Source organism: Terriglobus aquaticus (genome assembly GCF_025685415.1).
Lineage (GTDB): Bacteria > Acidobacteriota > Terriglobia > Terriglobales > Acidobacteriaceae > Terriglobus > Terriglobus aquaticus.
Genome location: NZ_JAGSYB010000001.1, coordinates 236680 through 259824, shown reverse-complemented (window position 1 = coordinate 259824; position 23145 = coordinate 236680). Strand labels below are relative to the sequence as shown.

Here is a 23145-nt window from a genome sequence, read left to right as displayed (position 1 = left end):
CTACCGCAGTGAGTCTGCGAATTCAGCGTCGAGCACGTCTTCGCCGTTCAGCAGCGCGTTTGCGCCCAAAGTCACCAGGTGTGCCGCGATGCGCGTGCCGAAGACCTCCGCCGATTCCTCGCTGGCGGCCTGCTCGGTCAGGGTAATCATGCGTTCCCCGTCCGGCGCAGTCACGTTCGCCTGCAGCGTAGCGGCCCCACCACGTAGCGTACACAGAGCGCCAACGGGCAAACTGCAGCCTCCACCCAGGCCATGAAGCAGCCAACGCTCCGCTTCCACTGCGAAGCGCGTGCTCGCATCGTCCAACACTGCCGTGGCGGCGATCACCTCTGCCTCGCGGGCCAGCGTTTCAATGGCGAGCGCGCCCTGCCCCGGTGCCGGGCACAGCACCGCCGGATCGAACCGTTCCCTGATCCAATCTGCCTGGCCCGGCCAATCGTCGCCGTGCTCGGCGTGGGCAAGATGATTGCTGTCCGGATGAGTGATGCACTCAATGTGCGGCGCGCGCCCGAACTCCGGATGCTGCGGATCGAGTTCCACCGGCCGGAGAAGGCCGCCGCCGAGGCGATCGATTCCAGCGCAGGCCAACACCAGTGCGTCGCACTCGCCGGCTGCCAGCTTGCGGATCCGGGTATCAATGTTGCCACGGATGCCGATGAATTCCAGGTCTGGCCGATGCGCCAGCAGTTGCGCAACCCGCCGCGGAGATGTTGTCCCGACACGGGCACCTTGTGGCAGGGTGTGCAACTGCAACCACTCGGGGCACAACAGGGCATCCCGCGGATCGGCACGCTCAGGGATGGCAGCGAGCGTGAAACGTTCGTCGAGCTGGGTCGGAAGATCCTTAAGCGAGTGCACGGCCAGGTCGATGGTGCCGGCCAGAAGCGCTTCTTCGATCTCCTTGATGAAGATCCCTTTGCCATCCAGTTCCGGCGTGACCGGGTGCGCCGCGGCATACGCCGGGTCTTGCATGCGATCGCCCGTGGTGCGGATCAGGAGGATTTCCGTACTGTGGCCGTGCGCTTCCAGCAGAGCGGCAACGTGGTGACTCTGCCAGAGCGCAAGCTTCGATCCGCGGCTTCCGAGACGGAGGTGCATAGGGCTGATGGTAAAGCAGCGGCAGGACGGCGGGAAAGCCGTGCAGAGATAAGCTGCCAGCCTTATTGCCTGGCGGCTTATTCTCTACCGAGATGCCCTTCGACTTGGTTCCGTCAGGCCTGTCTAAGCTCCAAACGGAGTAGACGATTTCGAGCGCATTATTGCCGTCGGAACGTCTTTCCGATTCTGCCCGGGTCTTGCGGCGGCTCGCGCAATGCCCCAGGTTCACTGCCCTGGCGGTGGTTTCCTTCCGGCATGGTGTGAGCCTTGCCCTCCGTCTGCAGGTGCGCGGCGTGGGATTTGTCGTGTCCGCCCCGCTCGGCTTCGGGAATGGGTTCGTTCCTGTTTCGTTCTGCTGCCTCAAAGGCTTCACGGGCCTGCTTGCTGTCGTGTCCTTCTGCCATTACTCGCTCTCCTTCTGCAGCATTTCGCGCGCCTTGTCTACGTCTTCCGGCTTGCTGCCGCCCATGTTGATCGGCTCGTCGCCAAAGTCGCGGGCACCGTAGTCGTAGTCGTCTCCGCCAACAGCGTTGGTGGCGTCGGCAGAGCTGCGGGCGCGTTGCTCCTCGTTCAATCCCCAACCCTGTTGGTGTGCATTTTCACTCGCGATCCCGCGGGCATGTTCTCCCAATCCGCGTGGTTCGTGCGCGCTTGTTTCCGCCATGGGCTCACCTCACTCGAAACAGTGTGATGACGGGGGCGCGAGGCGAGTGGCTTGCGGGCGACCGCGCCATTCTGTTCCTTGAGCCGGGTGACGAAAGGCTAGCGCTTCAGCTTATAAATGCGGTGCAGTTCGGAAAGCGAACCGGCGTCCCCGGCGTTGGCAGCTTCGCGCATGGCAGTCATGGGTGCGTGCAGGAACTTGTTCGTCAGGGAGCGCGTCAGCGCCTCCACGGCGGCCTGCTGCTCCGGCGAAAGATCGGCCAGTCGTGCCCGGTTGCGATCCAGCTCTGCGAGGCGCAGTTGTTCCGCCTGCTGCTGCAGGGCGCGGATACCAGGAACGGCATCCAGCGACTGGAGCCGCTGCTGATACCGGTCTACCTCGTCCGCAACGATTTGCTCTGCAGCCGCGGCTTCGCGCGATCGTTCCGTCAGGTTCTGCGCGGCTACTTCCTGCAGATCATCGATGGAGTACACAAACGCTCCATCGACACCGTTGACGGCCGGGTCCACGTCCCGGGGTACCGCGATATCGATGAAGAAGACCGGTTTGCCCCGTCGCTTGTGGAGGATCGCCTGCGCCTCCGGAACGCTGAACAAGTTGCGACCCGCACCGGTCGACGTGATGATGATGTCGGCTTTGGGAGCGTGGACCTGCAGATCGGCAAAAGGTACGGCCAGTCCGTGGAATTCCGCCGCCAGGCGCTGGGCACGTTCGGGTGTGCGGTTGGCAACCAGGATCTGAGAAGCGCCTTGGGAGATGAGATGGCGCGCCGCGAGTTCGCTCATCTTTCCTGCCCCCACCAGCAGCACCTGCGAACTCTGCAACGATCCGAAGATGCGCTTTGCCAGGTCCACAGCAACCGACGCGATGGAAACAGAGGTCGAGCCAATCTCAGTTTCGGTGCGTACCTTCTTCGCAACCGCAAAGGCCGACTGCAGCAGGCGCTCCAGTGAACTGGAGACCGCTCCCACCTCGCGGGCCACAGCGTAGCTGTCCTTAACCTGGCCCAGGATCTGCGGCTCGCCCACCACCATGCTGTCCAGCGAACTGGCCACGCGGAACAGGTGCCGCACAGCCTCGCGTTCGCGAAACTCATACAGGTGGGGATCGAGTTCATGGGGCGCGATGCTGAAGTACTCGCCCAGAAAGCTGCGCAGATCGGCGGCCTGCTCCTGCTCGGTCAGCAGTTCCACCCGATTACACGTGGACAAGATGACCGCCTCGCGCACACCTGGCCGATGCGCCAGCGAGCGGATCGCATCCGCCAGCCGGCCGGCAGGGATCGCCAGCCGCTCGCGAACGTCAAGCGGCGCGCTCAGGTGGTTGACACCCAGCAGGGTCAGGCTCATGGGCGCCCCGCAAAGCGGTGTACGGTCGACACCTGGTTCGCCGACCACACCGCGAGCATGACCACAAAGACGAAGGACGACAGCCACACGGCGCGCCGGCCACGCAGTCCGGCCGATCGGCGAATGGCAATCATGCCCACATACGCCAGCCACATGGCAAAGCTCAGGAGCACCTTAGGATCGCGAAAGTACACCGCGCCATACTCGCTGGCAGCCAGTGCCGAACCGATGAGCAAGCCACCGGTCATGCAGGGCAGGCCGATTAGAAGCGAACGCAACGAAATCTGATCCAGGTCCTGCAACGGCGGAATGCGCGCCAGCAGCCCTGTGGCGGGGCGGCGCGCCTTCAACCGCTTCTCCTGCAACAAATAGAGAACGCTGGAAAACATGCAAACGATCAGCGCCGCGTAGGCCGCCAGCAGCAACAGAATGTGCAGCGTGATCCAGCCAGACCGCAGCAGCGGTGCCGCAAGTTCGTGCGACCCGGGTGAAAACGCCGGCAACAGCCCCAGCAGGAAGACCACCGGCAACAGAACCACACCGATCGTCAGGCTGCCGTACACCGCCACGACCAGTAAGAAGGCTGCGGCCAGCAGAAGTGCCAGCACTGCTTGCACTTCGCTGGCATTCACGGGTACCCAGCGGTGCGCCGCCGCAAGCACCTCTGCAAGCGAAACAAAGTGGAACAGCAGAGCGGCTACTGTGGCCGGAACTGCAACCAGCCGCCATCGCGGACGGTCGTACAGGGCCGCCGGCAATACCGCCAGCGCTGCCACACCGTACAACACCACCGCGAGTCTGAGCCAAAACAGGGACATGTGCCAGGCGGGAGAAGCACTGGCCGCCCCCATCAACCAGTATAGGTCTGACATTCCCTTGCCCGGCCGGTTTCGGTGGCGCGGCAACAACCCCTTGCTGCTGTTCATCAGCGCAATGTGCCGCCACGAGACTAAACCCAGACCGAAAATCTGCATCCCACGCAGTGAGAACGGGCAGACGCCCGGGACAGGGAGACACCTATGGATTGGAACCTAGAAGGCGACACGCGCGTGAAGCCAGGCGAGGCAGAAGAAGGCAAGATCACGGCCTACATCGAGAGCTACACATCCAAAGTTCCAAGCGGCTTTTATCTGGCCGCCGCGATTGCTTCGATCGCAGCGTCGGTCAGCTTCAAGATCGCAAAGAAGGATCACGCCGCCCTGTTCGTCGGACAGTGGGTGGCGCCGTTCCTGATTCTCGGCATCTACAACAAACAAGTGAAGCTGCACGGCAGCGACGCAAACGTTCAGACTCGCTAGTATCCCGATCCACTGCAAGTGCGCGAGCCCTGCCACCCTGGCAGGGCTCGCTTGTTTGTGCCGGGCCCACACTGAAACCGCTATGCTGAAGTCGGATCAGTGGCCTCGGAAACGGCAGTTCGGGAGAAAAAAGCAGGCGACGGAGTTACGCCGGCCATGCGGCAGCATGCCGCCGCCAAGGCTGCGCATCCGGATGCGCTCATCTTTTTCCGGATGGGCGACTTCTACGAACTCTTCTATGAAGACGCCGTAGTCGCTGCCCGCGAGCTGCAACTGACGTTGACAGCGCGCGACAAGGAACGCAGCGTTCCCATGTGCGGCGTCCCCTATCACGCTGCCGAGGGCTACCTTCAGAAACTGCTGCGGCGGGGGTTTCGCGTCGCGATCTGCGAGCAGGTGGAAGACCCCAAGCTCACCAAAACGCTGGTGCGCCGGGAAGTCACCCGCGTTCTCACGCCGGGAACGGCGCTGGACTCTTCGCTCGGACCTTCCGAGAGCAACTACCTGGCGGCGCTCGCGGTGGAAAGCAAGGCAGACCGCGCCGGCGTGGCTCTGCTCGACCTGTCCACGGGTGAGTTCCGCGCAACCGAGTTCCGCGGCAAGACTGCCGTGCAGGACGCCTGCGAGGAACTGAGCCGAACGCATCCTCGCGAGTTGCTGCTTCCGCAGGGCTTGCGCCTGGGCTCGGTACAGACATCGCTGGACGGCGAAGAAGAGGATGCCGCGACCGAGATGTTCCGCAGCGTGCGCACGCGGACGCCGATGGAAGATTGGGTGTTCACCTCGGAATACGCGATCCCATTGCTTCAGGGGCACTACCGCATCCCATCGCTGGACGGCTTCGGCATGGCCGGGCGCGCGGCGGCAGCCACCGCGGCAGGGGCCGTGCTGCATTATCTGCGATCGACGCGGCACGAGCATCTGGAACACCTGGACACGCCTCGCTGTTATGAACGTGCGACCGCGCTAGAACTGGATGCGGTCAGCCTGCGCAACCTGGAGATCACGGAGCCTCTCTTCAGCGGCGAGTCGCAACAGACCACCCTCTGCTACGCACTGGACCAGTGCCGGACGCCGATGGGCAAACGCCTGCTGCGGCTATGGCTGCAACGGCCATCTCTGCAGCCCGACGAGATCGTAGCCCGGCACGAAGCGGTAGCGGAGGCAGCGGCATCGCTGGCCCGGCGCGAACGGCTGCGGCGCGCGCTCGAGGGCGTGCTGGATCTGGAGAGGCTTCTGGGTCGCCTTGCGCTGGACTCGGCCGGTCCGCGAGATGTGCTGGCACTGGGCCGGACCCTGGATGCGCTGCCGGAGATCGCCTCTGGGCTCGCCGAGCTTTCGGCGAGGCGATGGCATTCGTTGCGGGATGGCTTCGACGCGCTCACGGATACCGCTGGGCAAATCGCCCGCGTTCTATCCCCGGAGCCGCCGTTGAAGCTTGGCGACGGGGACGCCATCGCGGATGGCGTGGACGTCGAACTGGACGATTTGCGCGGCCTGTCACGCAGCGGTCGCGAGGCAATCGCCGCCATTGAGGAACGCGAACGTGCCCGCACCGGCATCGCCTCGTTGAAGGTGCGCTTCAACAATGTGTTCGGCTACTACCTGGAAATCACCCGCAGCAATCTGGCCAACGTGCCCGCCGACTACGAACGCAAGCAAACGCTGGTCAATGCGGAGCGCTTCACCACGCCGGAGCTGAAGGACTACGAGCACAAGGTGCTCACTGCACAGGAGCGCATTGCAGAACTGGAGCGCCGCATCTTCGGCGAACTGAGGCGGCTGGTACTGAACGACGCCACGCGCATGCGCGAAACCGCGCGCAGGGTGGCCGAAGTCGATGTACTGCTGAACTTCGCGCACCTGGCCGTGCTGCGCAACTGGACCCGGCCAGAGATCGCAGGCGAGGGCGGCGTTCTGGAGTTCGCGGAGGGGAGACATCCGGTCGTCGAACTGCGGTTGGAAGAGAGTGGATCCGGCCGTTTCGTCCCCAACGGCGGTTACTTGGACGCAGAGAACGGTCCTTCGCTGGCGCTTATCACGGGACCGAACATGGGCGGCAAATCGACTTACCTGCGCATGGCGGCGCTTCTGGTGATCCTGGCGCAGGCAGGCTCCTTTGTGCCTGCGGCGCACATGCGGCTTGGCCTGGTCGACCGCATCTTCACCCGCATCGGCGCGAGTGACAACGTGAGCCGCGGCCGCTCCACCTTCATGGTGGAGATGACCGAAACTGCTGCCATCCTGAACACGGCAACGTCGCGCTCGCTCGTTCTGCTGGACGAGATGGGCCGGGGAACGGCGACCTACGACGGCCTTTCGCTGGCGTGGGCGACCGTGGAGCATCTGCACGATCGCATCGGTGCCCGCACGCTGTTTGCCACGCATTACCACGAGCTCACACTTCTCGAATCCAAGCTCGATCGGCTCAAGAATCTGCGCGTGGCCTGCCGCGAAGGCGGCGCGGGCATCGTGTTCCTGCACCAGGTGGAAAGCGGCGCGGCCGATCGCAGCTACGGCATCGAAGTGGCAAAGCTGGCCGGTGTTCCGCGTGTCGTGATCGAGCGCGCACGAGCGGTGCTGAAGCTGCATGAGAAGGCGGAAAGCGCCGGCGTCGCCGCGGGTGCAGCCGTCGTACAGGCAGCGGAACCGGCACTGCAGATGACCATGTTTACGCCCCTGTCGCAGCGTGTGGTCGACCGTGTGCGCTCGACGGACGTAGACCGGATGACGCCCATGGAAGCTCTGCAATTGCTGGCCGAGTTGAAGCAGGAGATCGAACAATGAGCAGCACTGACCGAGTAGAGGCCAAGCGCCGGCAGCAGAGGGCAAGCCTGCCGTATCCTCCGCCGGGGCCCCTAGTGGTAGCCGGTGTGATGAGTGGAACGTCTGCCGACGGGGTCGACGTTGCGCTGGTGCGCATCAGCCCCGGCCGGTCTGACGGTACGCCGCGGATCAAGCTCTTGGGGCACACACACTCCGCATACCCGTCAAGACTGCGTGCCGCCGTGCTGGCAGCCATGGACGCGCGGAGCATCTCCACCGCCGAACTAGCTCGGCTTCACTGGCGCTTGGGTGAGGTGTACGCCGAAGCGATTCTGGCAGCGGAAGCACAGCTTGGCACACGAGCCAAGCTGGCCGGCGTTCACGGACAGACGGTGTACCACCAAGGCGCACCTGCGAAATACCTGGGCACAACGCTGCGGTGTACGTGGCAGCTTGGCGAGGCGGCAGAGATCGCTGCCCGTACCGGCCTGCCGGTGGTCAGTGATTTCCGTCCGGCGGACATGGCAGCGGGTGGCCAGGGCGCGCCTCTGGTACCGATGCTGGATCGCGTGCTGTACGCGCACCCCACGCGCAACCGCATCCTGCAAAATCTGGGCGGCATTGCGAATATGGCGGCACTGCCGGCGGGTTCGACCGAGGTGCTAGCTTTCGATTCCGGCCCGGCCAACGTAGTAATCGATGGAGCGATGCAGCGGCTCTACAACAAACGCCTGGATCGGGACGGACGAACAGCGGCCAAAGGACAGATCCTGCAAGCTGTGCTCGCCGACAGCCTGCGACATCTGTACTTCGCTGAGCCCGCGCCAAAGAGTTGCGGACGGGAAGAGTTTGGCGGGACCTTTGTAGATCGGTTCATCGCGCAGTGCCGCACTGCCGAAGGAGCGGATGCGGACGTGATTGCAACGGCAACGGCACTCACAGCCGAGTCGATCCTGGAGGCGTACCGAAGATTCGTCTGGCCGTTCCTCGGACAACACGCTCCCCTGGCTGACGCAGCGGAGTACATCGTGGCGGGCGGCGGATCACGAAATGCAAGCCTCATGCGGATGCTCCGGGAGGGTTTGGAGCCGCTCGGCATCGAGGTCTCTACGAGTGATGACACGGGCATACCCGCAGAGGCGAAGGAGGCAGTCGCGTTCGCTCTGCTGGCGTGGCTGCGGTGGCATGGGCTGCCCGGCAATGTTCCGTCGGCAACGGGAGCGAAAGGTCCCGTGCTGCTGGGCAGGATCACGCTTTGACACGATCAGCTTTCCGCAATCGCGCACCTTGGGCTCGGCAGGCTGGCTCTGCTGCTCTTGCCCTGGTCCTCAGCGTTGCCGCACTCGGTCTCATCGCGTGCACCTCGGTGCCGCACGACCGCGATACCGTCGTCATCGATATCGAAAACTCGCCGACCAACCTCGACATCCGGATCGGATCCGACGCGCAGGCTGAGCATATCGGGGCTCTTCTATTTGACGCTGTGGTGCAAAAGGACGAGCACGGACTGCTGCAGCCGTGGCTGGCGGAACGCTGGGAGTGGACGGACCCGCGCACGCTGGTCCTGCACATCCGTCCTGGCGTGCACTTTCACGACGAAAAACCTCTCACCGCGGCCGACGTCGCCTGGTCCATTGACAGCATGCACAACGGCAGCATCGTGACCAGCAAGGCTGGCGCCTTTGCCAACGTCGATCGGGCCGAGGCACCGGACGATCGCACCTGCGTCGTTCACCTGAAGCAGCACGACGGTGGTCTGCTGTTCAACATGAGCGATGGCCTGTTCGCCGTGGTGGAGCGCGGAGCCGGCAAAGAACTGGGCGACCACCCCATGGGCTCGGGGCCGTTCGTGTTTGTGTCGCAGGTGCAGGACAAGGAAGTTCTGCTGCGCGCCAATGACGCATACTGGGCGGGCGCTCCGCATCTTCGCAAGCTCCGCTTCGATATCGTTCCGGATGCGATTACCCGCGCCCTGGAATTGCGCAAAGGGTCCGCGGATGTGACGAGCAACGCCCTGACGACGGACACCGTGTACTCGCTGCGCAACGACCCCAGCGTGGTTACGGAAAGCCAGCCCGGCTCCATCGTGAACTACATCACCTTCAACGTTCGCGACCCGCTGCTTGCCGACGAGCGGGTGCGGCAGGCCTTTGAATGGAGCCTGGATCGGCCGGCGATGGTGCATGCGCTTTGGCGGGATCATGCCCGCATCTCGGAAACGCTGTTGCCACCGCAGCACTGGGCGGCGCTGCGCAGCAATGAGGTGGTGCCGTACACGCGAGACCTCCCAAAGGCGCGCGCTCTGCTGGATGCGGCTGGTTACAAGCCGGACGCGCACGGAGTTCGCATCCGGCTCACGCTCAAGAGTTCCACGGACGATACCATGCGGCTGCTTGCCGCTATCGTGCAGCAGCAGGTGCGCGAAGCCGGCATCGAGTTGACGCTGCGCCAGAACGAGTTCGGCACCTTCTACTCGGACGTGACCAAGGGAGCCTTCCAGATGTACGTTCTGCGGTGGGTCGGCTCCAACGAAGATCCTGAGATCTTCCGCTACGCCTACGCCAGCGATCGCATGCCGCCGAAAGGTGGCAACCGCGGCCACTTCAGCGATCCGACGGTCGACGCGCTGATTGCGCGCGGTGCTGCAGAAACGTCAGAGGCGGAGCGTCGCCCGACCTATGTGGAGTTGCAGCAACGCCTGCACACCGCAGCGCCTACGGTGGTGCTGTGGTCTCTGGACAATGTTGTGGTGCACTCCAGCAGGCTGCACGGCGTGAACGCTACGGGTTCAGGCACTTTTGAATGGCTGCGCACCGCGACGGCAGACCCGCGCTAGCGCGGCACGGTCCGAACGGAAGCGCTGCGCGTTGACTGAAGGCAGGCGTTTTCGTACACTCATGGAGTTGGTTCCGGCGTAGCGAGAGTTGCTGCAGCGCGGGAATCCTACTCGCCGGGCGCCACGTCAGTGCGGCAGCCCGCAGTATGTTGCCTCCTCGTTCAATGGTAGGACAGTCGGCTCTGAACCGATCAATCGGGGTTCGAATCCCTGGGAGGCAACCATCGCTTTGTGCGGCGACTCCGGCGCAACGTTGCGGCATCTTGCTCATCCAATAAGCTGAATCGCGATGATCTTCCTGACCCGCAAAGCCGATTTTTCGTCGTCCCACTTCTATCGCAACCCGAACTGGACGGACGAGCAGAACGCTGCCGCCTTCGGCAAGTGCGCCAACCCGCACGGTCATGGGCACAACTACACGCTTGAAGTCACTGTAGCCGGCGAAGTCGATCCGGTAACCGGGTTCGTTGTCGACCTGAAACTGCTGAAGGACATCCTGGAAGCGGAGGTGGTCAGCGTCTATGACCATCGCCACCTGAACCACGAAGTGCCCGAGTTTAAGGACGTAAACCCGACCACTGAAAACATCGCCGTGGCGATCTGGCGACGACTCGATGGCAAGGTTCCTAACGCCAGGCTGCACCGCGTGCGCGTGTATGAGATGGACGACCTGTTTGCGGACTTCTACGGCGAAGAAGCGCCAGGGAACTCCAACCAGTCGGCGAGCAGCATGGGGCTGTCCGCGTGAGCAAGCCCATCGCGCACTTCTCACGCCGCTACCGTTTCTCCGCTTCGCATCGCCTGCATGCTCCTGCTCTGTCCGATGAGCAGAACCGCGAGACCTACGGAAAGTGCAACAACCCACACGGGCACGGGCACAACTACTGGCTTGAGGTCACCGTTGCTGGACCGATCGATCCTCAAACCGGCTTTGTCGTGGACCTGCCAAAGCTGGACGCTCTGGTACAGGCGGACGTCCTGAACCGGTTCGACCATACCCACCTGAATCAGGACCCAACGTTCTCGGGCGACTTCGTTCCCTCGACTGAGAATCTAGCCCTTGAGGTGGAGCGGATTCTGCGACGCGACATTCCCGGGCTTACTTCGCACGAAGATCTTCGCCTGGTGAACCTGCGCATTGAGGAAACCCGGAACAACTCCTTCGACCTTTCCGGCGCGGATCTTGAGTCAATGCACAGAGAGGCATCACGTTGAGCCCCACCCCTGACGAGAGCACAATGCAGACTGTCCAAGCTGGATCCTCGCAGAACAATGGATCGCTCCCGGATACTACGAGCCTAAGCAACGCGACGATCGAACAGATTTACGGCGAACTCCTGCGTCGGATCGGCGAAGACCCCACCCGCGACGGCCTGTTGAAGACTCCCGAGCGGATGCAGAAGTCACTGGCTTTTCTGACCCGCGGATACAAGCAGAGCGCCACGGAGATCCTGCGCGGCGCGCTGTTTGATGTCGAGTATGACGAGATGGTCATCGTGCGCGACATCGAGTTCTACTCCCTCTGCGAGCACCACATGCTTCCCTTCTTTGGCAAAGCGCACGTGGCGTATATCCCCAAGGGAAAGGTGATCGGGTTGAGCAAGGTCGCTCGGCTGGTCGACGTGTTCGCCCGTCGCTTGCAGGTGCAGGAGCGGATGACGCGGCAGATCGCGGACTCCATCGTCGACGCGATCGATCCTCAGGGCGTTGCGGTCATCCTGGAGGCACAGCACCTGTGCATGATGATGCGCGGCGTGGAAAAGCAACAGTCGATCACCACCACATCCGCCATGCTGGGAGCGTTCCGGAACAGCCCGCAGACTCGTAACGAGTTCCTATCGCTCATTCGCAGGCCGCAGGCGCTGTAATCACAGCGGCCTGCGAGATGTAGCAGCATTACCCTGAGTGCATGCGGTTTCGTACGCGTCGTGTGTTTGCGGTTGCAGCGTTCCTTTGTGTGCTGGGGCTAGGCGCGGTCCAGTTCAGAAGGATGCGCGCCGTCTCCTGCGAACCGACGACACGCATCGTGATCGCTGACGGCCGGGCGCATCGCGTGGGACTTCTCAGGCGAATCATCGGCGCAGCGCCCTCGCCAGAAGGACTGACTGCGACTGGCACCAACGCTGGTCGCGTTTCCTTTCTGGCGGAACCGGATGGCGCGACTGCGATCTTGTATCGAGCACCCGTAGGCGGAGGCGCCACGTTGCTGCAGATCAAGTCCTCGAGCCAATCCTGGCTTTTGCCGCTGCACAGCACACGAACCTGGAGCGATCACGTGGGCGACGGTTTGCCCGATGCTCTGCGACTGCATGATGCCGACGATCGTCTGCGCTTCCGGCATTGGTTCACCACCGTGGCGGATCGCGCTGCTGCGATGCCGGACGCCGACCTGCCCCGCGAGATCACCGATTGCAGTGCCCTGCTCCGCTATAGCTATCGCATTGCCCTGATGAACCACGGCGACCGCTGGTACAAGCAGTTTCAGCCTGGGTCCATGCCTGTGCTGCCGAGCGTGACGCAATGGAACTATCCGAACACGCCGTTGGGCGCCGGTCTCTTCCGCGTCGTACCTGTTCACGCAGCCATCCCTCAGGCGAGCGATTTTGCCGAGTACGCCGATGCCAAGACGCTATACAGTCGGAACAGCTTCCGCGTCAGTCGCGACATTCGCGCCGCAAAACCGGGCGACCTGCTGTTCTTTCATCAGCTTGGCCCGGAGCAGCAGTATCATTCGATGATTGTTACGGGAGACGGCGCGGAATGGGTCGTGTATCACACGGGTCCGGATGGATCAGGAGCGGTACACAGCCACGGCGAGATGCGACGCGCGCGCATCACGGATCTGTTGCAACATCCGGATTTTCGTTGGCGGCCCACTCCCGGCAATCCGAACTTTCTGGGCGTCTTTCGCTGGAACCTGCTCAGGGAAGATTAGCCTTTCCAACAAGCGTTCGTTTGTGGCTGCTGCTGGTTTGCGTGTGCCTGCTGCCCCTTCGCTCCTATGCTGCGAACCCGTACTTCACCCTCAGTACAAACAGGAGCTTTGCACCCGGAACTCAACCGAAACTGCACCTGTACACGCACGATGTGGACGCGCTGGAGTTCCGCGTGTACCGCGTCGAAGATCCCGAAGCGTTCGCCGCGAAGCTGCAGGAGATGCATAGCTTCGGCGATCCGTCGCATGCGTGGAGCGTGCCCGAGCAGATCGACGAGAAAACGTGGATTGAACGGTTCCATGACTGGAAGAGCAGCCTCTGGCACGCGATCAAGGAGTTCTTTCGAACCCAGTTTTCCCGAGCGACTCGCGACGCTTTCAAAACGAAGCAGTCCAGCCTGGCGCGCCGCAGCGTCATCGTCAACGCCGCTCAGTTTGCCCAGATACCTTTGCTGAACGACAGGCAGCTCGTAGCTCGATGGCGCCTGCGTGTACCCGCAACTTTTGTGTCCGACAACCAGATCCTGCCCATCAGCGGCCTGGATCGCGGCATGTACCTGGTGGAGGCGACCGACGGCCATCTGAAGGCGTACACCGTTCTGCTGGTAAGCCAAACGGCGTTGGTGACGCGGCTTGTGAGCGGAGAGGTGGTCACCTTCGTTGCAGACCGGACGACGGGCGCCTCCGTACCGCATGCTTCGGTCAGCATGCAACTGGGCAGCGGGCCCATCGTGCGCAAAGCTTCAGCCGCCGACGGCACCGCGGTCTTTGAACACGCCGCAAGTGCTGGCGACGCCGATACCGCAGACAGCGAGGCCGCGCAGAAGCTCTGGTTTATGGCGCGCAGCGGAAGCGATGTCGCGCTGAGCTCACCTTTCTCCTACAGCTTCACGCAAACGGTCCAGGACACATCCGTCGCCTATGTGTACACCGATCGACCGGTCTACCGGCCTGGGAACACGGTGCACTTCAAGGCCATCCTGCGCGACCGTTCGGGCAACACTCTTGCCGTTCCAAAGGCAGGGGCGATTCATGTAAAGGCCGTCGATGATGCGGACAAGACGCTGCTTGAGGAAGATCTGCCGCTGTCCGCGATGGGCACCATTCAGGGCGACATCCCTCTGCCGGCGGACGTCGGGCTTGGCTTTGCCCGCCTCACGCTGACGCGCGGTGACAACGACACTTCGCTCGGAGGCACGGCATTCCGTGTGGAGGAGTATCGCAAGCCGGAGTACCAGGTTCAGGTCACGGTAGCCAAGCCCATGCTGCTGCAGGGAGAAAGCAACAGCGCGACCGTCCAGGCAAGGTACTTCTTCGGTGAGCCGGTCAGCAACGGCAGGGTCAAGTACCGCGTGTATCGAAGCCGCCATTATTGGTGGGGCGACCCGACCGACGCCGATGATGATGCCGCGGGCGAACAGAGCAGTGCAGACGATGCTTCCGACTCTTCACAGGACGTGGAAGAGGGCGACCAGCAGAGCGAGCATACAAGTCAACTGGACGCTGACGGCAAGCTGACGGTTCCTATCCCAACCCACTTCAGCGACGACCAGCGCTACGACACGGACTACGTGGTCGAAGCAGGCGTGACGGACGAGGCAGGGCGAGAGATCACTGCGCGGTACCGATTCACCGCCACGCATGGCAGCTTCCGCATTCATGCGCAAACGCAAAGCTACACCGTTGCTTCCGGCGGCACCGCCAGCGTCCAGGTGAGCGCGGTGGATTACAAGGACCGACCTGTGCAAACGCGCATCCATGTTCGGCTTGTGCAACCGCCTGCCAACGGCGCCGACAGCTCGGATTCGGCGAAGACGCTCGCCGAGACCGACGTGAATACCGCAGCCAACGGCAGTGCGACGGCCAGCCTCGCGGTGCGCTCCTCCGCGAACGGATCGCTGCGTGTGGTCGCCACCGCGGAAACTCCGGAGCATCGCACCGTGGAAGACTCCGATTACGTGTGGGTCAGCGGCACGGCATCAGAAGAGGACGAAGATACAGATGGGCAGAAGATCCGCATCCTCACCGACAAGAAGACCTACGCACCCGGCGACACCGCACACGTGACGCTGGTCAGTCCTGTCGCAGACGTTCATGTGCTGTTTACCGCAACCGCAAACGCGCCCATCCTGCGCAAGGTGCTCGCAGGACGCGGCAACACTCTGAACGTCGATCTGCCGCTGGGCAAAGAGGCGCAACCCAACCTGACCCTGGATGCCGTGCTCGTCAAGAACGACAAGCTATACCAGGGTCGTCGCAGCGTTTCTGTTCCACCCGTTCAGCAACGGCTGCAGATCGCCATCGCGCCGGTGTCGCAGGTCTTTCAACCCGGCCAAACCGCAGCATACGACGTTACGACGACCGATGCTGCCGGCCGGCCGACCGCTGCGGAACTCAGCTTCGATGTGGTCGACGAGGCAATCTATTCGCTTTACCCGGACAGCAGCGGCGACATGGTGAAGCAGTTGTACCCAGATCGTGCGATCTATCCGGAATACGATAGTTCGCTTACCTACTACTTCACCGGCGAGGCGGGCACGCGTTCCCCGCAGTTGGCGATGCGGCACACGCGGTATGGCCCGCATTTGGCCCAGGTAAAGCCCGGCCTGGACGCAAAGGGTCCGCGGATTCGCAAGGACTTCCCCGATACAGCGTTCTGGCAGCCCGCCGTGCGAACGGACGCGAACGGGCACGCGCGCGTTAGCTTCAGCTATCCCGATTCGTTGACCACCTGGCGGACCTCCGTTCGAGCAATCACTGCAAGCTCCCAGGCGGGCAGTGCCGTCAACCGCGTGATCGTGCGCAAGAACATCATCGTGCGGATGGGACAACCCCGATTCCTGCGCAAGGGCGACAGCGTAACTGTGCCCGTGATCGCACACAACTACTTGCCTTCCGCGCAACAGGTTCAGCTTTCGTTGGGCGCAACCGGCCTTGAACTGCCGCAGAGCCCGCCAACAGCGGTTGCGCTGCTCCCTCGCGCAGACAACACGACAAACTTCCGCCTGCGCGCTTCTGCAATCGGCACAGCCACCCTCACCGCAAAGGCAACCGGCGCCACCGAGGGCGACGCCCTGCAACTCAGCTTCCCGGTTGAGCCCGACGGCGTAAAGCAGAACGTTGCGAATGCCGGCATTGCGGTGAATACCACCTCTCAGAATGCCGTTCTCAAATTCCCGGCCGGAACCGATCCTGCAGCACACCGGCTACGCCTCAACGCTTCGCCGTCGATCGCTGGCACCCTGTTTGGCGCACTGGATTACCTGACCAGCTTTCCGTACGGCTGCACGGAGCAAACCATGTCGAGCTTTCTGCCGGACCTGCTCGTGTCCAAGGCTCTGAGCAGGTTGGGAGTGCCGCTCAGGGAAAGTTCGGCCAGGCTACACGCGCAGGTGACCGCGGGCATTCAGAAGTTGAACGACACGCACCACAGCAATGGCGGATGGGGCTGGTGGCAGGAGGACGACAGCCAGGTGTTTATGACGGCATACGTCGTCAGCGGTCTGCAGCAGGCGGTCGACGCAGGATATCCCGAGGCGAACTCTAACATCGATTCGGGAGCGGACTACCTCGTGAAGCAGCTTGCGCAACATCCGCGCATGCTGCCGGAGCTTCGCGCCTTTGTGGTGTATGCCCTCGCGCTGCACAAACGGAACGTGGCGGTCGATCTGGACCTGCTGTACCGTCGCCGCGCAGACCTGTCAGCACAAGCTCTCGCCTACACCGGCCTGGCGATGCGGCAAAGCGGAGACGGTCGCAGCAGCGAAATCGCGACCCTGCTGGAGTCAAAGGCGAAGGTACAGGGCGAACTGGCAAGCTGGGCCGCTGACCGCAACAACCTGCTGGACGTAGACAGCGATGAGAGCGCCGCCGCCACGGCGTTTGCACTCAAGTTTCTGATCGGGGAACGACCGGCATCTCCGCTGCTGCCAAAGGCTGCGCAATGGCTCATTCTGCATCGCGATGAAGGCGCATGGTGGGGATCGACTTACGACAGCGCCTTCGTCCTCTACGGCCTCACGGAGTATGTCGCCGCGACACAGGAGCTGAATGCAGACCTCGATGTAGACATTCGCGTGAACAACACCAACATCGCGCATCGCCACTTCAACCGTGCCGATGCTCTGCATGGCGCCACGCTGGAAGTGACCCTGGACGCCACGCGGCTGAACCCCGAGACAAACCAGGTGGAGATCGCGACCCGCGGAAACGGACGTGCGTACTGGTCAGCCCAAGGTGAGTTCTACTCCACCGCAAAAGCCGCATACCAGGCCGGCACCATGCAACTGAACATCGCACGTGATTACTACAGGCTGGTTCCTAAACAAACCGGCGACCACATGGTGTACACGTTGCAACCTCTGAGCGGAACCGCCCAGAAAGGCGAAATCCTTGCGGTCCACCTGGGCGTGAGCGGATCGCCACAGAAGTATTTGCTGATTGAAGACCCGATCGCCGCGGGAACCGAATTTGTTCGCAACCGCAGCAGCTACAACATCGAGGGCGCTCCTGACTCGTGGACCGACTGGTACACGCGACAGGAGTTCCATGACGATCGTGCTGCCTTCTTCAGCACCAACTTTGCGCACCGGCAAGACTTGTTCTACCTCGTCCAAGTCGTGAACGCAGGCAGCTTCCAGATCAGCCCCGCGCGCGTGATGCCCATGTACCAGCCCGGAGTGCAGGCCACCACAGACACGCTGCACCTGGATGTGCCGGAGGTGGTGCGATGACGTCAGGCAGGAATCTTCTGACCGCAGCCATGCAGCGCGTTCGCGGGCCGGTGCTGCTGCCCTTGCTGGGCGGCAATGCGCTACTTCTGCTTTGCGCCATGCTGGGATTGCTGATCCCCGACTCCCACACGTGGCAGGTGCTGCTGTCGCTCGCGCTGGCGCTGGGGGTGGTGTCCGCCCTGCTTCTCTGGAACGCCCTGGCCGTGCGACGCTTGCGGACAAGTGCGCCGACCATCCCGCTTTGGCACGGAGCGTTGCTGCTCGGTGCGTTCCTCCTGATTGCAGCCTCGCTTTGGTACGGAGTGGACCTCGCCTATGCGAGTGTTGAGACCCGGGCAGGGTATTGGAATTCCCAAATGTCCAGCGCGCTTAGGCACGCCTTCACCTACGCGCGGCTTATACAGTTACAGCAGTTCACGCTCTCCACCATTCAAGGCGTGCTCGTGCCGGCTGTGCTGCTTCCGATCGCCATGGAGTCAAGCACCTTCGGCCTGCGAAGCGGTGCAATGCGGCGTGGTCTCCGCGGCCTTGCCCAATGGCAACATTGGGCTGTCGCAGTTGTAACGCTGGGCGTCATTGCCCCACTCGTTCCGCGAGTCCTTGCCTGGCACCCCGCTCACTCCGTAACGGGCGAAACGATTAGCGCGTTGCTCCGGCTGGTCCTGGCTGCCCTGCTCATAGTGGTGAGCGCCATTGCGCTGCTGTGTGTCGACGCAGAGTTGCTCCACCGAATCCATGCGAGCGCACAACCAACTCGCGAGGGCACCGGCAGCGCGCTCTAGCGCTGCTGCAGCAAGCTGTGTGTCGCCGCTAAGCCATGCTCCCGCAAGTATCGCAATGCCAGCGCGCATGCCGCACGATGGGCTCGCTGCGATGTCTCCTGGGGGCCCGGGGAGCGGAGTGCTGTGCTCACCTGCTCGCCTGTCCACGCGGGTGCATCCCGGCAAGACTCGCCATTGAGAGCGGCCACCAAGCCCTCACGCAACCATAGCGGCGCTGTGTGCGACGCCTCCGTCTCGACAAAGCTGTGGAGGAACTCGTGCCGGAACAGCGATCGCGCGCCGCCATGCGTCCGTAGAACGTCCGCCGGTTGCGTCGCAATGCGGTCCCCCGTTGTTGCGGCCAGCGCCCAGCCCGGCTCGCCTGTCGCTTCGCGAAAGGCCTTCGTGGTTGGGAACACGGTCAGCGTGGGGTGTACCGTCACCGGCTGCTCCCAGCGCATTCGGGCCTCGGCAAACGCGCCGGTCGCGTCCTCAGCCAACGCGCCGTCACGCTGAGTTACGCGCAGCGTGAAGCCGTTCGCCGGTACGTCAACCCATCCGGCATCACTCCTGCTGATTCGAACGACTGTCCCGGGAAAATACGTCCGCAGGATGTCGCGGTAGCTCTTCCCTGCCCGAGCCATCGCTGCTGCGCCGGTTTGGCACAGCCCTACGCCGTGCCCGAACCCCGACCCGTCGAAAACGAACTTCTCGCCCGCGCGCTGCACCTGGTATCGATCGCTTCGAATCTGGTTCCAACCCAGGTTGCGGTCAACCGCAAAGCGGAAGGTGGCTGCCCGCACCGTTTGTGTGCCTCCCGCAAATCGAAGACGAAGCTGCTGGATCCTTCCACTCGCATCCTGAGACAGAGGTGCAATCTGCTGAATTGCGCCTGGGATGGTGATGCCTTCTGACTGGACCGCTCGTCGGATATCCGCCTCCGGCAAGGAAGCGTGCCATTGTGCAGGGACGCGCATGCACCATGGGTCCGCATGGGCGGAGAGCCACGGTCTCACTTGCCCGCCCCACGCAGCGGCCGCATCTTCCGTGAAGCCACCGCAGTGTTGCGAGAAGTACGCCGGCACCTGCCGCGCGCCGTACCAGAGCGTCTCTCCGCTGGTCGCCCACACAGCATCGCGTATGCTCTGCCGCACGGGTTCGAAACGAAGTGTCTGGCAATGTGTCGTGTCACATAACGCATCACCCTCGTGCCTGCCCGAGGCGGTCGCGGCGAACGATCGCGTCACAACGGCCAGCGCTTTCAGCGACTCGACAGGCTCCTGCGGATCCGCCTCGGCGGTCAGCACCGCCTCGACATACCGCTCGCTCGAGACGTCTAACCGCACGCGCAACCGATCATGGACGACATCGATTCGCCAACGTCCTGCAGCCTCGGCATGATGATGACCGCTCGTGTCAACCGCCACCTTCCCATGTAGCTCCACGAAGCGGAGAGGACGGTTCGATGCATCCAGCATCAGGTTTCCTTGCCGTCTCAGATCCAACGAAACGGCTCCGCTTTGCTGCGTACAGGTGGGGCAGGTTCGCAGGGTCGCGCCGGAGAATCGCAAGTGCAGTTGCTCCACCTGCTCTGTTTGGAACAGCAGGACCGTTACATTCTCCGCACGTGGAGCGGCAATCGCCACCCGCAGCAGCATCCCATGCAGCAGCAGAAGCACACAACGCAATCTCCCGCGCAGTATTCGCATCGAGCTCTAGCGCTTCCGTTCCAGGTATCGGTGCGCCGCTCCCGCTGCATCATTCCCCGTACCGCCTGGAACATAGACGGCAACCACACGCATCGGACGTATCGGCGTTCCCGGAGCGAAGGTCATGCCGGCAAACCATCCGTGCTGCAGCAACGGCGCGGGGTCGTGAGCAGTGCCGGTCTTTCCGCCCAGCACCATGCCGGGCGTCTTGGCGGCGTGGGCCATCCCATATTCGACAGAACCGAGCAACCCACGCCGTACGGTGTCGTCCTCTGTGGAAGCGATCTCCAGGTCACGAGCCAGTTGCGTGTAAGCACGTGCAAGCTGAAGCGGCGTGACCGACACGCCTTCCAGGCCGAGCGCAACCAAGGCACGGTCTTCTGGCCTGCCAAGCGATGCCGCGACGAAGACTCCATACCTCTGCAGGCCCGCATGCAGCGCCGCTGACGGCAATTGCTGCGCCACCCGCGCGAAGTAAGTGTTGCACGAGTACGCCAGCGCCTCTTCCGCATCGAGCACACCAAGGCCGACGGGATGCGAACAGGCGAGGTTGCGGCCCGCTATGCGCAGGCTTCCGGTGCATGCGATTCGTGTCTGCGGTGTGATTACACCGAGCCGCAACGCAATCAGCAGAACCATGGGCTTCAGCGCCGATCCCGGGACCGATGCGACATTTCCGTCTGTTCCGACGACATGGTCCGCTCCACTTTCAAGATCGATGTCGACCATCGTAGGCTGACGAAGAGTACTGGCCAGCGCAAAGCGTGACGGCGATGCAAGCCCAATCGCGGCTGCACCCATGAACAGCAGAAAGGGCCGGCGCGACAGTTGCCGCACCGGCCCTGGTTCTGCCACCGCCCTATTTAGCTCCGTCGCGGAACACGCGAATGGACCGGCCACCCAAAATCACCTTCTCGGTAAACTCGCATGACTCAAAGGGGTCGTCAAGGTTCTGCGTATCCAGCACCTGCCTCCATTGCGACTTGGAAGGCGACTCCGGCAGCTTGAACTCGACTCCCTCGGGAGCGGCGTTGATCAGGAACAGGAAGCTATCATCCTTCACTTCCTTGCCGTCCTCATCGGTCACGCCCAGCGTCTGTCCGTTCAGCAGAATCGCAATGGACTTCGCCCAGGTTTCATTCCAGTTCGCATCCGAGAACTCATTGCCGTCCGCGCCGTACCATGCAATATCGCGCACCACTGACCCGCGAATCTTGCGGTCCTGGAAGAACTTGCGGCGACGTAGGTTCGGGTGATCGCGCCGCAGGTGGATCAGCTTGGAGGCAAACTCCATCAGCCGCTGCCGCGGAACATCCAGCTTCCAGTCATACCAGGTCAGCTCGTTGTCCTGGCAATAGCCGTTGTTGTTGCCCCGCTGCGACCGGCCCAGTTCGTCGCCGCCGCAGATCATGGGAACACCCTGCGAAAGCACAAGCGTGGTCAGGAAGTTGCGCACCTGGCGCTCGCGCAGTTCGTTGATGGCCTGGTCGTCTGTTGGGCCCTCGGCACCCATGTTCCAAGAGTCGTTGTTGTCGGCGCCGTCCTTGTTGTCGTCGCCATTGGCCTCGTTGTGCTTCTCGTTGTAGCTGACCAGATCGGTAAGCGTGAATCCATCGTGGGCCGTGATGAAATTGATCGACGCACTCGGCTTTCTGCCATCGCCCTGGTACAGATCAGACGATCCTGTGAAGCGGTATGCAAAGTCTGAAAGCAGACCTTCGTCGCCCTTCCAGAATCGACGAACCGTATCGCGGTACTTGCCGTTCCACTCTGCCCACAACACCGGGAAATTGCCCACCTGGTACCCACCGTCGCCCACGTCCCACGGCTCTGCAATCAGTTTCACGTTCTGCAGAATCGGGTCCTGGTGGATGACGTCGAAGAAGCCCGACAGCTTGGAAACGGCCGACTCTTCGCGCGCCAGCGTCGATGCGAGATCGAAGCGGAAGCCGTCCACATGCATCTCGGTGACCCAGTAGCGCAGTGAATCCATCACCAGCTTCAGCACCTGCGGATGCACCAGGTTCAGCGTGTTGCCCGTCCCGGTGAAATCCATGTAGTACTGCGGCTTGCCGGGCACACGGCGGTAGTAGTTCACATTGTCGATGCCCTTCATGCTCAGCAGCGGTCCCAGGCCGTTGCCTTCACAGGTGTGGTTGTAGACCACGTCGAGGATCACCTCAATGCCCTCGGAGTGGAGCTTCTTCACCATCTGCTTGAACTCGTTCACCTGGCAGCCGTCGTCGCCACACGAGCTATAGCGAGACATCGGTGCGAAGTAGCCGAGCGTGTTGTAACCCCAGTAATCGCGGAGACCCTTATCGACCAACTGGCCTTCGTCGATGAAGTGGTGCACCGGCAGAAGTTCCACCGCCGTCACGCCAAGTTTTTTCAGGTAAGCGATGCTCGCGTCCGACGCCAGGCCGGCGTAGGTTCCGCGCAGCTTCTCGGGAACAAGTTCGTTCTGCTTGGTGAACCCGCCAACGTGAACTTCATAAATGATCGAGTCAGCCAGAGGCGTATCGGGAGGACAATCGCCGCTCCAGTCAAACTTGGGATCGACAACCACGCTCTTCGGCACACCGTCCGCCGAGTTCTGCGGGTCAAACTTCATCTCGTCGCCACTTGCCACGTCGTAGGCAAAGATTGGCTTCTTCCAGTCCACCTGGCCCTCGATGGCCTTGGCGTACGGGTCTACCAATAGCTTGTTGCTGTTGAAACGCATTCCGTTTGCCGGATCCCACGGACCTTCCACGCGGTAGCCGTACCGCTGTCCGGGTTTGATGTCGCGCACCAGGCCGTGCCACACAAAAGCGGTACGCTCCTTCAGGGGAACGCAATCGGTTTCTACCCCGTTTTCGTCAAAAAAGCACACGCGCACGGCCGTTGCAGTTTCGGAAAAGAGAGCAAAGTTTGTGCCAAGCCGCTGTGGCGTGGCGCCAAGCGGGTAAGGTCTTCCGGGGAGGGTCGTGCGGTTCATTGGATCTCCGTTTCAA

18 protein-coding genes and 1 tRNA gene are annotated in these 23145 nt (G+C 62.6%); 11 read left to right on the top strand and 8 right to left on the bottom strand.

Features of this window, described 5'->3' with window-relative positions; translation table 11 throughout:
• From hemC to OHL12_RS01150, 5 genes are all read right to left on the bottom strand, one after another.
• On the bottom strand, positions 1 to 1098 hold the full coding sequence (hemC, locus tag OHL12_RS01170; RefSeq protein ID WP_263412010.1) for a hydroxymethylbilane synthase: 1098 nt from the start codon (positions 1096 to 1098) through the stop codon (positions 1 to 3).
• A gap of 158 nt (positions 1099 to 1256) precedes the next feature.
• The gene (locus OHL12_RS01165; protein WP_263412009.1) at positions 1257 to 1502 is read right to left on the bottom strand and encodes a hypothetical protein; all 246 of its coding nucleotides are present in this window, start codon (positions 1500 to 1502) and stop codon (positions 1257 to 1259) included.
• On the bottom strand, positions 1502 to 1762 hold the full coding sequence (locus tag OHL12_RS01160) for a hypothetical protein (protein ID WP_263412008.1): 261 nt from the start codon (positions 1760 to 1762) through the stop codon (positions 1502 to 1504). Before OHL12_RS01160 ends, OHL12_RS01165 begins: the two co-directional genes overlap by 1 nt.
• A 98-nt stretch (positions 1763 to 1860) precedes the next feature.
• The gene (hemA, locus tag OHL12_RS01155) at positions 1861 to 3111 is read right to left on the bottom strand and encodes a glutamyl-tRNA reductase (RefSeq protein WP_263412007.1); all 1251 of its coding nucleotides are present in this window, start codon (positions 3109 to 3111) and stop codon (positions 1861 to 1863) included.
• Positions 3108 to 3929 carry a cytochrome c biogenesis protein gene (locus OHL12_RS01150; RefSeq protein ID WP_263412006.1) on the bottom strand — a complete coding sequence of 274 codons (822 nt, stop codon included), beginning with the start codon at positions 3927 to 3929 and terminating at the stop codon, positions 3108 to 3110. The genes hemA and OHL12_RS01150 overlap by 4 nt, the downstream gene beginning before the upstream one ends.
• A 201-nt stretch (positions 3930 to 4130) precedes the next feature.
• Here OHL12_RS01150 and OHL12_RS01145 point away from each other — a divergent pair, with 201 nt between their 5' ends.
• The 11 genes from OHL12_RS01145 to OHL12_RS01095 all read left to right on the top strand — a co-directional run bounded on the left by OHL12_RS01145 (position 4131) and on the right by OHL12_RS01095 (position 18461).
• Positions 4131 to 4409, top strand: a complete 279-nt coding sequence (locus OHL12_RS01145) for a hypothetical protein (protein WP_263412005.1) — start codon at positions 4131 to 4133, stop codon at positions 4407 to 4409.
• 156 nt (positions 4410 to 4565) lie between these two features.
• Positions 4566 to 7196 carry a DNA mismatch repair protein MutS gene (gene mutS, locus OHL12_RS01140; protein WP_263412004.1) on the top strand — a complete coding sequence of 877 codons (2631 nt, stop codon included), beginning with the start codon at positions 4566 to 4568 and terminating at the stop codon, positions 7194 to 7196.
• Entirely contained in the window at positions 7193 to 8434 is a 1242-nt protein-coding gene (locus tag OHL12_RS01135; RefSeq protein ID WP_263412003.1) for an anhydro-N-acetylmuramic acid kinase, read from the top strand. Before mutS ends, OHL12_RS01135 begins: the two co-directional genes overlap by 4 nt.
• Positions 8431 to 10011, top strand: coding sequence for an ABC transporter substrate-binding protein (locus OHL12_RS01130; RefSeq protein WP_263412002.1), 1581 nt, complete (start codon positions 8431 to 8433; stop codon positions 10009 to 10011). Before OHL12_RS01135 ends, OHL12_RS01130 begins: the two co-directional genes overlap by 4 nt.
• Before the next feature lie 150 nt (positions 10012 to 10161).
• Positions 10162 to 10235: transfer RNA gene (locus OHL12_RS01125), tRNA-Gln, on the top strand.
• 65 nt (positions 10236 to 10300) lie between these two features.
• Complete coding sequence (locus OHL12_RS01120) at positions 10301 to 10759, top strand: 6-pyruvoyl trahydropterin synthase family protein (RefSeq protein ID WP_263412001.1); 459 nt, start codon at positions 10301 to 10303, stop codon at positions 10757 to 10759.
• Positions 10756 to 11226 (top strand): 6-carboxytetrahydropterin synthase, encoded by a 471-nt coding sequence (locus OHL12_RS01115; RefSeq protein ID WP_263412000.1) that lies wholly within the window; start codon positions 10756 to 10758, stop codon positions 11224 to 11226. The genes OHL12_RS01120 and OHL12_RS01115 overlap by 4 nt, the downstream gene beginning before the upstream one ends.
• 23 nt (positions 11227 to 11249) lie before the next feature.
• The gene (folE, locus tag OHL12_RS01110; RefSeq protein ID WP_263411999.1) at positions 11250 to 11879 is read left to right on the top strand and encodes a GTP cyclohydrolase I FolE; all 630 of its coding nucleotides are present in this window, start codon (positions 11250 to 11252) and stop codon (positions 11877 to 11879) included.
• A 41-nt stretch (positions 11880 to 11920) separates the two neighbouring features.
• Positions 11921 to 12946 carry a DUF1175 family protein gene (locus tag OHL12_RS01105; RefSeq protein ID WP_317889789.1) on the top strand — a complete coding sequence of 342 codons (1026 nt, stop codon included), beginning with the start codon at positions 11921 to 11923 and terminating at the stop codon, positions 12944 to 12946.
• Positions 12947 to 12987: 41 nt separating this feature from the next.
• Positions 12988 to 17679, top strand: a complete 4692-nt coding sequence (locus OHL12_RS01100) for an alpha-2-macroglobulin family protein (protein WP_263411997.1) — start codon at positions 12988 to 12990, stop codon at positions 17677 to 17679.
• The gene (locus OHL12_RS01095; RefSeq protein ID WP_263411996.1) at positions 17676 to 18461 is read left to right on the top strand and encodes a hypothetical protein; all 786 of its coding nucleotides are present in this window, start codon (positions 17676 to 17678) and stop codon (positions 18459 to 18461) included. Before OHL12_RS01100 ends, OHL12_RS01095 begins: the two co-directional genes overlap by 4 nt.
• Here the strand turns inward: OHL12_RS01095 and OHL12_RS01090 are convergent.
• The 3 genes from OHL12_RS01090 to glgX are packed head-to-tail and all read right to left on the bottom strand — an operon-like array spanning position 18458 to position 23129.
• Positions 18458 to 20119: a SpoIID/LytB domain-containing protein gene (locus OHL12_RS01090; protein WP_263411995.1), complete on the bottom strand. Its 1662-nt coding sequence runs from the start codon at positions 20117 to 20119 to the stop codon at positions 18458 to 18460. The genes OHL12_RS01095 and OHL12_RS01090 overlap by 4 nt on opposite strands.
• Positions 20120 to 20155: 36 nt before the next feature.
• Positions 20156 to 21004, bottom strand: a complete 849-nt coding sequence (locus OHL12_RS01085; RefSeq protein WP_263411994.1) for a penicillin-binding transpeptidase domain-containing protein — start codon at positions 21002 to 21004, stop codon at positions 20156 to 20158.
• A gap of 4 nt (positions 21005 to 21008) precedes the next feature.
• Positions 21009 to 23129, bottom strand: coding sequence for a glycogen debranching protein GlgX (gene glgX, locus OHL12_RS01080; RefSeq protein WP_263411993.1), 2121 nt, complete (start codon positions 23127 to 23129; stop codon positions 21009 to 21011).
• Positions 23130 to 23145 lie beyond the last annotated feature (16 nt).